Origin of the sequence: Gracilibacillus salinarum (assembly GCF_022919575.1) — a bacterium.
GTDB lineage: Bacteria > Bacillota > Bacilli > Bacillales > Amphibacillaceae > Gracilibacillus > Gracilibacillus salinarum.
The window spans coordinates 901,493-914,183 of record NZ_CP095071.1 but is presented as its reverse complement, the minus strand read 5'-3'; the positions used below and the strand labels follow the sequence as shown (position 1 = coordinate 914,183).

Sequence of the window (12,691 nt, the reverse complement as noted above, 5' to 3'; positions counted from 1 at the left end):
CGTTCATAACAGTAACCATTTTGAACATGAAACTGAGTTCCTATATAAAGCTTGTAGCAAAAAAAAGAAACCGGTCAGATTCCGGTTTCTATTGTTTAACGGTTATTTTATTTTTCTTTTTCTTCGGTATACCGTCATAAACGCCGCGCTAATGACTAATAAAATACCAAATGTCTGAATGAAAGTCAATTGATCACCGAAAATGACCACACCGACTATTACAGCTACAATTGGTTCCATTGCTCCTAATATCGCTGCTTTGCTTGATTCGATATATGCAAGCCCTAACGTGTACAGCGTATAAGCAGCAATCGTAGAAACAATCGCAATGCCAGCAATATTCAACCAAACTTCAATGGATTGGAAGGCCTCTGTTTTATTCCATAGCCCGCTGGTTGGTAAGATGAAAATACTCCCTGTTAATAAAGCATAGACAGTGGTAGTAAGAAAATTATAGTGTCTGCTTACTTGTTTACCAATAATACTGTATAATCCACAGAAAAAAGCAGAAAGTATTCCTAAGACGATACTGATTAATGGAATTGTCAAGTTGCCAAAAGGGAATAATCCGATCGCTAATGCACAACCAATAACCGTTAAACACAAGGAAATAATTTTACTTCTGGTAACCGGCTCATGGAAAAGGAAACTGGACAAAATCGTTACAAAAATTGGAGCAGTGTAAAGTAAGACGACAGCTATGGATAAGGATGTCTGTTGCATGACGGTGAAATAACACCAGTTGAAAAAGACAATGCTTCCTACGCCTAAACCAAAAAAATACGGAAGGTGTTTCCATTGTATTTTTAATTTACCCGGTTGAGTCAGTAACAGCACAACCAACAAAATTGTTGAGGATACGGTCAATCGTATCGCAACAATTTCCCAGGCAGTGAAGCCATATCCATACAAGCTGTCAACGAATAATCCAGTTAGTCCCCAGAACCCTGCACCAATCATTGTTAACATATACGCAACATAGTTCTTCATACAGTCACCCTCTTTTCTCTCTCTATTATCAAAGGATTTGTATTCCGAAGCATGTTAAGTGTAGCACAGTTTATTTCTTTTTCAACAGTAAATAAGCGCCTAAAGCAATTAAAATGATGGGCCAGAATCGTTCAAGCCAAAGCATCACCTGATTAATCCAATTGAACCAGCTTGGTTGTTGATCCGCAAAAATAGCAAATAAAGAAATTGCTAACAGGATAAGACCTGGAAAAAAGCCATTTTTTGTTTTTAAAGCACGTGCCAGGAATGCTATTGCTACAATAATGGTGAACATAGCCCAATGGTCGATCCAGAAAGGATAATGGTTTAAGCTGTGAAAGTGAATACCTAATCCTAATAGAATAACACCAGGAAAAATATTAGTATAATCTTTAATTGAGAAAGCGTAAATGAGAAACGCAACACCAACTAATATTAATAACGTCGGCCACGAATAAAAATCGGTAAAAACGGGTATCCGTAACTCACGGAGTAAAAAATATATACCGATACCGATTAATAAATAAGCGACAAGACCATTTTTTTTCAACTAAAAACACTCCTAAATTAAAATAATTATTATGTAAAATTTATTTTCTTGATAAAATGTATAAAATATGATAAATTACATTATGAACAATGAAAACAAACATCACTTTATATTTTAGCATAGATGATTCATATACTGTTCATAAAAACATCACGAATTCTGTTGGAATTCATGTTATACTATTAGTAAATGTGTGTTAGGTTTTGTTTTTTTGGGGGTAGATATCGTGCATATCATAACAGCAGGTATAAATTATAAAACAGCGCCTGTCGAAGTTAGAGAAATGCTCGCATTTCGTGAGGATAGCTTAATCGAAGCTATGACAGAGCTCAATAGCAGAAAAAGTGTATTAGAGAATGTCATTATTTCGACATGCAATCGTACCGAAATATATGCGGTCGTGGATCAACTTCATACAGGCAGATATTTCATTAAGCAATTTTTGTCTGATTGGTTTGGTATTGAGAAAGAAGATTTTGTTCCTTATATCATCTTTTATGAAAATGAAGCAGCGGTTGAGCATTTATTCCGTTTAAGCTGTGGATTAGAATCGATGGTGATGGGAGAAACACAAATTCTCGGTCAAGTGAAACAAACCTTTCTTCAAGCTCAGCAGCATAAGTTGACAGGAACGATTTTTAATGAGCTGTTTAAACAGGCCATTACTATAGGTAAGAGAAGCCAACGTGAGACGATGATAGGTGAAAATGCAGTTTCTGTAAGTTACGCAGCGGTCGAATTAGCGAAGAAGATTTTCACCGACTTACAGAAAAAACACGTCGTCATTATAGGTGCAGGAAAAATGGGTGAATTAGCAGCTAAAAACCTTGTCGGTTCTGGTGCTGTCCAAGTTACAGTCGTAAACCGCACGATGGAAAAAGCTGAACAATTAGCCAAACAATTTAATGGTACTGCGAAATCCATCGATGAGCTGGAAGCCTCATTAGTTGAAGCAGATATTGTCATCAGCTCGACTGGTGCCGATCAATATATGATTACCAAAGATTTATATCGCAAGGTGGAAAAACAGCGAAAAGGTCGTCCTTTATTTTTGGTTGATATAGCTGTTCCTCGGGATTTAGATCCGGCCTTAGAAGCAGTAGATAATGTCTTCTTATACGATATTGATGACTTGCAGCATGTGGTCGACAGTAATTTAGAAGCAAGAAAAGCAGCTGCGGAAGAAGTGGAACTATGGATTGAAGAAGCAATTGTAGCGTTTAATGAATGGTTACAAACGTTAGGAGTTGTGCCAGTTATTACAGCGTTAAGAGAACAAGCGCTTGAAATTCAGAAAGAAACCATGAAAAGTATAGAACGCAAAATGCCTAACTTAACAGATCGTGAACGTAAAGTGTTAAACAAACATACGAAAAGTATAGTGAATCAACTATTGAAACAACCAATTCTGCAAGCAAAAGAATTAGCAGGTCAAAAAAATGCAGAGCAATCTTTATCATTATTTATGCAAATTTTTGACATCGAAGAGCTAGTGAACGAAAATGTTCAAAAAACAGAAGATGATAAAGTTATTACCTTTGATAAAAAGAAGGAGAAAATGATACAAAGACTACAAAATGTGTCTACACATTAATTGGGTGGTTTTCCCTTTATGTTGGCTGAACGAATTATTCATGAATGCATGTTGATGTTATACGGCTTAAGTGTCATATTCTATTTTATAGATTTTCTTTACCAAAACCGGAAAGCAAACCATATTGCTTTCTGGTTGCTTTCTGTGGTTTGGATTCTTCAAACCATTTTTTTATTAACGGAGATATGGCAAAATTCCAGTCTGCCAATACAAACGTTGCATGATGGTTTGTATACGTACACATGGATTATTATTACATTCTCACTCGTTGTGCATCGATTTTTCCAACTTGAATTCTTTATGTTTTTTATGAGTGTATTTGGATTCTTCTTTATGATTGTGCATACACTGCAATCGGTGAGACTGACTGATTCCAATCAAATTCCGATGGTATTAAATGAAATGTTATTTGCACATATTGTGCTAGCCTTGTTATCTTATGGGTTATTTACAATTTCGTTTATTTTAGCATGTTTATATTTTATGCAATATCAGTTATTAAAACGAAAAATAGGGTATAAATGGTTAAGAAGATTCCAAGACTTAGAAGGACTGGAAAAGCGTGCTTTTCACCTGATTGTACTTGCAGAACCAATGTTAATCCTGTCGATCATTTTAGGTGTCGTATGGGCTTATATGACGGGGACAGAGTTTTACTGGGGCGATAGCAAGACAATAGGTTCCATACTTGTTTTTGCCATATATGCAGGCTACTTGTATATTCGGATCAAACAAGGTTATCGTGGGAAGAAGATTTTAACATGGAACGTTATCGCTTTTCTGATATTATTAATTAATTTCTTTTTATTCAACAGTTTATCGAATTTTCATATGTAAATTAGGATTAAGGGGGCGTCATGAATGCGCAAAATAGTCGTAGGTTCAAGAAGAAGTAATTTAGCTTTAACGCAATCGGAATGGGTGATTGAACAGTTACAGAAACATGTAGGTGATCAATATCAGTTCGAAATCAAAAAGATCGTAACTAAAGGGGATCAAATTCTCAATGTGACATTATCGAAAGTTGGGGGAAAAGGTCTTTTTGTTAAAGAAATTGAAAATGCGATGTATGACAAAGAAATTGATTTTGCAGTTCATAGTATGAAGGACATGCCTGCGGTTATGCCAGAAGGGTTAATCATTGGCTCTATTCCGGTACGTGAAGATCACCGGGATGCTTTTATTTCCAATAATCATGTTGCATTAGCGGACTTACCTGCAGGTGCAGTAATTGGGACAAGCAGCTTGAGAAGGGGATCACAAATTCTGGCAGCTCGTCCTGATTTGCAAATTCATTGGATCAGGGGAAATATTGAAACGCGCATGCGCAAATTAAAAGAAGAAAATTTCGACGCGATTATTTTAGCTGCAGCTGGGCTAAAACGAATGAACTGGAGCGAGGATATCGTAACGGAATATTTGGAACCTGAAATTTGTGTACCTGCTGTCGGTCAAGGAGCATTAGCAATTGAATGCCGTGAAGATGATGAGGAATTATTACAATTGCTCACTAAAATCAATGACGATTACACAACAAAAACCGTCAAAGCAGAGCGGACTTTCTTGCATTTACTAAATGGTGGTTGTTCTGTTCCAATCGGAGGCTATGCCTATTTAGATGGTGATAGTATTGTACTTACTGCACTGGTTGCCAGCAGTGATGGTAAGACAGTCCTGAAAGAAACCGTGACTGGTACGGACCCTGAACAGGTTGGAAAAGAGGCAGCTGAGAAACTCCAGGCACGTGGTGCACAAGAATTAGTCGATGAAGCGATTGAGGCGAACCAGGAATGAACAAGCCTTTATCAGGCAAAAGAATAATGGTGACGAGGGAAGCGAAACAAGCGCTTCCTTTAGTCTATTTATTGGAATCTTACGGTGCTCACTGTGAGAGAGTTCCTCTGCTTTATTTTGAGAAATGCTTATTGGAAGATGTCCAAAAAAGCTTACAGGAGATCAGTCAATATGATTGGCTTTTTTTCACTAGTGCGAATACCGTACATTTTTTTGACCAATTTGTTAAAAAGCTGGGACTGAAAATAGATCAAAAAATTGCTGCAGTCGGGGAGAAAACCGCTCAACTTCTTGAAGAGTATGGATATCGTGTGGATTTTGTTCCCTCTATTTTCGCTGGGAGTACAATGGTTCGCGAATTTCGTGAGATTGTTTCGTCCTGTCATATTGCTTTATTATGTGGAAGTAACGCCAGAAGAGAAATCCCCGAACAATTACAACAACAAGGTCTTTCTTTTGAAAAAATAGTGATTTATCGTACAATGAAAAATAAAGAAGTAATACCATTGCTTCAGGAAAAAGCGACCGAAATGAATGCTGTTTTTTTTACAAGTCCTTCAACGGTAAATACGTTTCACCAATTCTTAGCTGCTTCGCTTTTGGAACAGGTGAAGAAGAATGTGACAGCCGTTGCCATTGGTTCGACGACAAGCGAGGCACTTGAAAAGCATGGATTTCAGCAAATTATCTATCCTGAGACATTTACGATTGAGAATATGGTAGCTACTTATCTTGATTACATAAGAGAAGGTGATAAATAATGTCTACAACACGATTTGACCGCCATCGTCGTTTACGGTCTTCCAGCGTTATGCGTCGATTCGTTCGTGAAACAGAATTACAAGTAAATGATTTAGTTTACCCATTATTTGTCGTTGAAGGGGAAAAAATAAAAAACGAAGTCTCTTCAATGCCAGGAGTTTTCCAAGTATCTCTAGATTATTTGGACAATGAGATTGATGAATTACTGGAATTAGGGATCCCATCCGTTCTTTTATTCGGGATACCGAAAGAGAAAGATGAAGTTGGATCAGGGGCATATGATCCTGATGGAATCGTTCAACTAGCCATTCGTCAAATTAAAGAAAGAACAGATCAGCTGCTGATTATCGCTGATACATGCCTTTGCGAATATACCTCGCATGGCCATTGTGGACTCATTGAACATGGAGATGTGGATAATGATAAATCATTACCATTACATGTGAAAACGGCAGTAACGCAAGCTGAAGCTGGCGCAGATATCATTGCACCCTCGAACATGATGGATGGCTTTGTAGCAGAAATTCGCGAAGGGCTAGATGAAGCAGGGTATACCAATGTTCCGATTATGTCGTATGCAGTTAAATATGCCTCAGCATTTTACGGGCCATTTCGTGATGCAGCTGATAGTACACCACAGTTTGGCGATAGAAAAACATATCAGATGGATCCGGCTAATCGCTTGGAAGCAATCAGAGAAGCGACTTCTGATAGAGCAGAGGGTGCTGATTTCTTAATTGTAAAGCCAGCTCTTTCTTATATGGATATTATTCGGGACGTAAAAAATGAATTTCCTGTTCCGGTGGTAGCCTACAACGTAAGCGGGGAATATTCAATGGTTAAAGCAGCAAGTCTTAATGGCTGGGTTGATGAACGAGCGATTGTGTTAGAGAAGCTGACTGCCATGAAGCGTGCTGGAGCAGATATTATTATTACGTATTTTGCGAAAGATGTAGCAAGATGGCTGCAAGAAAACTAAGGAGGCGATCATGATGCGAGAAAATCAAAAATCTGTTGATGCATATAAAGAGTCGGTAGAATTAATGCCTGGTGGTGTCAATTCTCCAGTTAGAGCGTTTAAATCTGTGGGAATGAACCCGATTTATATGGATCACGGTAAAGGATCCAAAATTTATGATATTGATGGCAATGAATACATTGATTATGTGTTAAGCTGGGGACCGTTAATTTTAGGTCATGCTGATGATCGAGTAGTCACAAAACTAAAAGAGGTGGCTGAAAAAGGGACTAGCTTTGGGGCACCGACTTTATTAGAGAATGAATTAGCGCAATTAGTGATTGATCGTGTTCCTTCTATCGAAATGGTGCGAATGGTTAATTCTGGTACGGAAGCAACCATGAGTGCATTGCGTCTGGCACGTGGTTATACAGGAAAAAATAAAATCCTTAAATTTGAAGGAAACTATCATGGTCATGGTGATTCTTTATTAATTAAAGCAGGATCTGGTGTTGCAACTTTAGGGTTGCCGGACAGCCCTGGTGTGCCTGAGAGTGTTGCGCAGCACACGATAACAGTGCCATATAATGATATCGAAAGCGTTCGGTATGCCTTTGAACAGTTTGGTGATGATATTGCGGCGGTGATTGTTGAGCCAGTGTCTGGTAATATGGGAGTTGTTCCGCCAAATGAAGACTTTTTGCAAATATTACGTGACATTACGAACCAGTATCAATCCTTGTTGATCTTTGATGAAGTAATGACAGGATTCCGAGTTGGCTACCATTGTGCACAAGGTCATTTCGAGGTCACACCTGATTTAACATGCTTAGGGAAAGTTATTGGTGGTGGCCTTCCTGTAGGTGCTTATGGCGGTAAACGAGAAATTATGGAACGTATTGCTCCAGTTGGTGATATTTATCAAGCCGGAACGTTATCTGGTAATCCGCTGGCGATGACAGCAGGTCTTGAAACATTAAAAGCAATGGATCGTTCCTCTTATGATGATATCAATACGAAAGTAGACCGTTTAATAGAAGGATATAGACTGGCTGCAGAGAAATATAATATTCCTCTGCAAATTAACCGGGCAGGATCTATGGTAGGTATCTTCTTTGCAAATGAGCCTGTGATTAATTACGAGACAGCTTCTAAATCAAATACAGAAGCATTTGCTACGTATTACCGGACAATGGCAGAAGAAGGCATATTCCTTCCTCCTTCTCAATTCGAAGGCTTGTTCCTGTCTATATCTCATACAGATCAAGATATTGAAAAAACAATCGCAGCAGTCGATAAAGCATTCCAAAAATTATCATAACCCGAAAAGCTTACAAGCCACATTGGTTTGTAAGCTTTTTTTATCAGGCAAGAAAGCAAAAAAGTACAGTTGCAGCAGTAACCATATTGAATAAGAAGCTGAGTTCCTATAATATGGATTATGTCAACTAACGGCTTAGTGGTAATTTTGAAATATTATGTATGGTATGATACCGCTCCGGCCAACCACTTCCTGCGGGGCACGGCTGAAGCTAACTTTGTGAAGAAAAGCACTTCACAAAGTGGATCTCCAGCGCCTGCCTGTCCCGCGGGAGTCTACGTGGTTGGCCTACGCTTGGATGGGGGCTCTACAACTTTTGGAATTGCTAGCATATTGTGTGCACTATAAATATCAGCTTTTGAATAACATAATGCTTAGAACCACTGCTTTTTGCTGTTCCATGCGTTGTAGCACTTCCCTTAAGCGTAGGAAATAGGCGGAGACTCCCGTGGAATCAGCGCGAGCTGAAGATCCATTTCATTTGTGCCTGTGTCTGCAAGCTTTGCTTCGAAGTAAGCTTCCTCGGGACAAGGCAGCAAAGGAGCATTTACAGGTAGTAGCCTAGCTGAAGCCGTGCCCACAGGACGCGGAGCCTATTTCCGGAGCTTTGCTTAGCAGATAAATTATATCAACATCAACACAGCTCCACTTGACATAATCCATATTATAGGTAGTTGATATAATTTCAATTACGACTTGGCGGGTTATGTCTTTTTTCTAATAAGCAAAGAAAGTATATATAAGTACAGTCATAGAAGTAATCATGCTGAATAGGAAGGGGTGTTCTTATAATATGGATTAGGAAGTTTGACATTGTGGGATGTATTTGGCAAAGCCTTTAACCTGCTGATAAGAAAATCCCTGTTCGTTCTGAGGTGTTATACAACTTCTCTCTGTCAAGCTTGCATATTTTTCTTCCTCACATCATATAGTTTAATGAAATGCTAGTACGCCTTAGCTAAGCAAAAGGAAGGGGAAGTGCTTTGCAAGAAGCCTTTACATTTAATATTCATGAAGTAGTTGCATTTGAGAACGAACAGCAGATTAAGGAAATGTTAGGAATAGGTCTGGAACCTGTTATATCAATGGAGGAGTTAGGTAATACACTTTCGATTAGAGGTGTGATGGAACTAAAAGGAGAATATATCAAAAGCGATACACCAGATCTTAGAGTGGAAGAACCGTTGAACGGCAATTATGTCGAACGAGTAGAATCATTATCAGATGAAATGAATGAGTTTTTTCATAAATTTCTCATTGATGTGTCTGTGCCGCTCGATCGCATCGCATCATTAGATGATGTCTTAATAGAAGTCGATCATTTTGACTACAATTTGGATGCTGTTAATAAGATGACGATTGAAGCAACATTAGCTATTCATGGTTTACAGGAACCACAACCAGATCGAGCAAAAGAAGAAGAAGAAAGTGAATATACAGAGGAAACGGAATTGCCGGCTTTTGAAGAAAACCGATTCGATGAGCAGACTGAAGATAACGAAGAGACGTTTCATTTAGAAATGGATGAAGAAGACCTCGACACAACGAATGAAGAGTACGAAGAGGAGAAAGTAGTGCCTATCACGAGCGTTCGAGCCATGCAGGAGAATGAAGCGCAAGACACAGAAGAACGTCAGAATCAAGAAGAGGATATATCAGCTGAAGAAGAGCTTGCAGAAGCAGAAAAAGAAGAGGATAAACTACATGTGAAAGCGAGAAATGAGTCTCAAGATGAGACATCCTATTTGTTGAATGTATTTGCAGATGAAGAAGCATCGAGTTACACACGGTTGAAATTATATATCGTCCAGCCAGATGATCAGATGCATACGATTGCCGAGCGATATCAACTCTCATCAAAACACATTATGAGAGTGAATCGATTAGAAGATGAAGATGTTTCTGCCGGACAATTGATTTATATTCCGATTCCTTCTGAAGAATAATTTGTTAGTCCCTTGGTAGCCTGTCAAGGGATTTTTTATTTGATGAATCAGAAATGGGGGATTCGCCGATGAGGTGGTCACAACTATTACAATCATATCAATTGCAGCCAGAGTCTATTGAACAAATCACAGATCGTTTATACAAGATAGAAGCAGATCATCAACAATATGCATTAAAGCATGCGAGACTATTGCCAGAAGACGTAGGAAGATGGCAGGCAATTCAACAATATATTCAGGGAAAAAAGATTTTTGGCTTTGTGCCTGTATATTCTACTGTTCACCAGCGGTCATTTGTCGAAGACAACGGGGAGATCTATTATCTAATGCCATGGGTTAACCGTGAAATATCCGAACAGCCGGCAGATGAATATGCAACAGCTATTCATACAATTGGCAAGCTGCATGCCGCAACGATGGATTATCATAAGATAGAAGCAGTTAAACAAAATCGGAGCACATTAGAAAGCCAATTTGAGCAGGAGCTATCATACTGTCGTGAGCAAATGCTGCAATATGTTCGTTTATTTGAAGCAAAACGATTCATGTCACCAGCAGAATTACAAATATGCATGTATTATCGTGACGTGGAGCAGCTTTTTAATAAAATGGAGGAGTGGCAGGAAATATATTTAGATAGAATGGAAGAAACAGATCAGATGAAATATACGTTATGCCATGGAAACGTAAAACCATCCCATTATATGACAACTGGAATGAATACGTACTTATTAAATTGGGAGTATGCATTGATGACTTCGCCAACTTATGATTTAGTTTCTTATTATCAGTATTTGTTCAGGTTTCATGATTGCGACATGGATAAAATCTCAGAATCATTCTCAGTATATTGTCGCTATATCGATTTATCAGACTATGAGAAATCGCTTCTTGTATTACAGCTGCTGTCTCCGCATAACTGGTTTCGATCTATGTCAGAGATAATGCAGCCAAGAAGGGGCACAAGTAATGTAAGAAAGTCTGTTGAAATCGAAGTAGAGTTCCGTAAGTTGTTTCATGGCTTCCAAATGCAAGAATATATATATCAGACATTGAAAACGGATCCGATAGATGATTTAGGTTAAATCCATTCTAATTGAAAGGCTAGCAAGATACCAATCAATATTCCTAATAATAATACGTCAAAAGTAGTTGGGAAAAATATGGTGCGAATCCCTTGAAATACGACAATTGGTAATATACAACGTTCACAGATTAAAATCCATTCTCTTGCCCAGGGTGGTAGACGATAACGATAATAACGTGCCAAGATATCACCTCATTTTCACTATATTTTCGTTATATTCTAGCTTATGCATTCAAAGTGGAATCGTACCCCTTAATTATGAATCGTTTAACGAAATAAACGAAAAGGACTACATCTGTCAAGACTGTAAGTTGATAAGGTGGGCTTTCGTCTACTAAGTTAAAATACGTAGTTCAAAATTATTAAAAAAATAATTTTTTTGCAGGAAAATCAATTTTTTTAGCGAATATATACTATTAGAATGATATTAATCAATGATGTCTCGCTTTTGGATGCGTATAAACGATTGTCTTGAACATTAGAAAAGGTAACAGATAAATTGCTCTTATTCTAACTGATTATTTGTCTGTATGTACTATACGCTGACAATACTAGACAAGCATCTTGTTTCAAAATCAATTTTTCTGGGTGTTACCAAGAATCATCTTTGTTAGAATGCGTTGCCGAATAATAGCTATGACAAGAATTCTGCACTCATTCATTGGTATTAAAGTGTATAAACAGGTTTTATATGATTGATTTTGCTAATACAAGATAAAGTTACTACTAGTAAAAAAGCGGTATTTTTCTATATTAGCTGAATATAATATACTAATTATAATAGCTGTTTATATTACTTTTTGTTTTTCTGCACTATTCGTTTTTGTAGGTATGCTGTGGTATTGCAATTCGTTCAAGGTGTTTTCGTGTAGCATGCATGATCAGAAAAAGGCAAACCTATTGCAAGATAGGGACGCAAAGTTCCAGGTCCGTTCATTTATCCAATACGGACGGCTGAGCTGCCTGAAATACAGATTTGTATTTTAGGAGGAGAAAGGTTATGGAATCGAAAGTAAACGTGGATTATGAATGGATCTATCTAATGCTCAAAGCGAAAGAGATTGGATGTTCAAAAGAAGAAGTAAAAGAATTTCTGACAAAGAAAATGGCAGAGAAATGTGTGGAACAGCATTAGACCTTAAAAACCCCATTTAAAATATGGGGTTTTTATTTTGCTGTAGGGGAAGATAAAAATAGTAGCAATCCTAACATGAACTGCCAAGACCATGAGGTAGCCCAGAAACCAGGCAACTTCCTGCATCGTCCTACAATAAAGAAGATGAAGCTGGGTTCCTATAATATGGATTATGTAAACTAACAGCTTAGTATTAATTTTGAAATGATTCATGTGCTAGGATACCGCTTCAGCCAACCACTCCGCGTCCTGCGGGGCACGGCTGAAGCTAGGCTACTACACGAATCACTTCTCTGCTGCCTTGCACCGAGGAAGCCTACTTCGAAGCATTACTAGAAGACGCAGGTGCAGACGTTGTGGATCTTCAGCACCTGCACAATCCCGCGGGAGTCTCCGTGATTGGCCTCAGCTGATGTATAGCTCCACAATTTATGCGACAGCTAGGATATGAAGCACTATCTGCAAGATTTACACCATAATTGATGAAATACATTGCTAAGCACCACTGCTAATAGCTGTTCCAATCGTTGTAGTACTTCCCATAAGCGTAGGAA

Annotated in this window: 12 protein-coding genes and 1 riboswitch; of the genes, 9 read left to right on the top strand and 3 right to left on the bottom strand. The window is 38.2% G+C overall.

The genetic code is table 11. The features are described from left to right. Nucleotides 1-102: 102 nt before the first annotated feature. Together MUN87_RS04610 and MUN87_RS04605 are read right to left on the bottom strand one after the other, a co-directional pair. The gene (locus tag MUN87_RS04610; protein ID WP_244746504.1) at nucleotides 103-990 is read right to left on the bottom strand and encodes a DMT family transporter; all 888 of its coding nucleotides are present in this window, start codon (nucleotides 988-990) and stop codon (nucleotides 103-105) included. 70 nt (nucleotides 991-1,060) lie between these two features. Next, a complete protein-coding gene (locus MUN87_RS04605; protein ID WP_244746503.1) occupies nucleotides 1,061-1,540 on the bottom strand; it encodes a LiaI-LiaF-like domain-containing protein in 480 nt (159 codons plus the stop codon). Nucleotides 1,541-1,766: 226 nt separating this feature from the next. Between MUN87_RS04605 and hemA the strand changes: the two genes are divergently transcribed. From hemA to MUN87_RS04565, 8 genes are all read left to right on the top strand, one after another. Beyond that, entirely contained in the window at nucleotides 1,767-3,134 is a 1,368-nt protein-coding gene (hemA, locus tag MUN87_RS04600) for a glutamyl-tRNA reductase (protein ID WP_244746502.1), read from the top strand. 18 nt (nucleotides 3,135-3,152) lie between these two features. Next, nucleotides 3,153-3,971, top strand: a complete 819-nt coding sequence (locus tag MUN87_RS04595) for a cytochrome C assembly family protein (RefSeq protein ID WP_244746501.1) — start codon at nucleotides 3,153-3,155, stop codon at nucleotides 3,969-3,971. 24 nt (nucleotides 3,972-3,995) lie between these two features. After that, entirely contained in the window at nucleotides 3,996-4,928 is a 933-nt protein-coding gene (gene hemC, locus MUN87_RS04590; RefSeq protein ID WP_244746500.1) for a hydroxymethylbilane synthase, read from the top strand. After that, nucleotides 4,925-5,689 (top strand): uroporphyrinogen-III synthase, encoded by a 765-nt coding sequence (locus MUN87_RS04585; RefSeq protein ID WP_244746499.1) that lies wholly within the window; start codon nucleotides 4,925-4,927, stop codon nucleotides 5,687-5,689. Before hemC ends, MUN87_RS04585 begins: the two co-directional genes overlap by 4 nt. Further along, nucleotides 5,689-6,669: a porphobilinogen synthase gene (gene hemB, locus MUN87_RS04580; RefSeq protein ID WP_244746498.1), complete on the top strand. Its 981-nt coding sequence runs from the start codon at nucleotides 5,689-5,691 to the stop codon at nucleotides 6,667-6,669. The genes MUN87_RS04585 and hemB overlap by 1 nt, the downstream gene beginning before the upstream one ends. A 13-nt stretch (nucleotides 6,670-6,682) precedes the next feature. Beyond that, nucleotides 6,683-7,969, top strand: a complete 1,287-nt coding sequence (gene hemL / locus MUN87_RS04575) for a glutamate-1-semialdehyde 2,1-aminomutase (RefSeq protein WP_244747882.1) — start codon at nucleotides 6,683-6,685, stop codon at nucleotides 7,967-7,969. Between the two features lie 983 nt (nucleotides 7,970-8,952). Continuing rightward, a complete protein-coding gene (locus MUN87_RS04570; RefSeq protein ID WP_244746497.1) occupies nucleotides 8,953-9,915 on the top strand; it encodes a LysM peptidoglycan-binding domain-containing protein in 963 nt (320 codons plus the stop codon). Between the two features lie 68 nt (nucleotides 9,916-9,983). Further along, entirely contained in the window at nucleotides 9,984-11,000 is a 1,017-nt protein-coding gene (locus tag MUN87_RS04565; RefSeq protein WP_244746496.1) for a phosphotransferase, read from the top strand. Here the strand turns inward: MUN87_RS04565 and MUN87_RS04560 are convergent. Then, the gene (locus tag MUN87_RS04560) at nucleotides 10,997-11,185 is read right to left on the bottom strand and encodes a YszA family small membrane protein (RefSeq protein WP_500796463.1); all 189 of its coding nucleotides are present in this window, start codon (nucleotides 11,183-11,185) and stop codon (nucleotides 10,997-10,999) included. The two genes, MUN87_RS04565 and MUN87_RS04560, sit on opposite strands and share 4 nt — an antisense overlap. 697 nt (nucleotides 11,186-11,882) lie before the next feature. Beyond that, nucleotides 11,883-11,969: riboswitch (cyclic di-GMP riboswitch) on the top strand. Nucleotides 11,970-12,002: 33 nt separating this feature from the next. On the opposite strand from MUN87_RS04560, the gene MUN87_RS04555 reads away from it, so the two are divergent. Beyond that, nucleotides 12,003-12,137, top strand: a complete 135-nt coding sequence (locus tag MUN87_RS04555) for an anti-repressor SinI family protein (RefSeq protein WP_244746495.1) — start codon at nucleotides 12,003-12,005, stop codon at nucleotides 12,135-12,137. Nucleotides 12,138-12,691 lie beyond the last annotated feature (554 nt).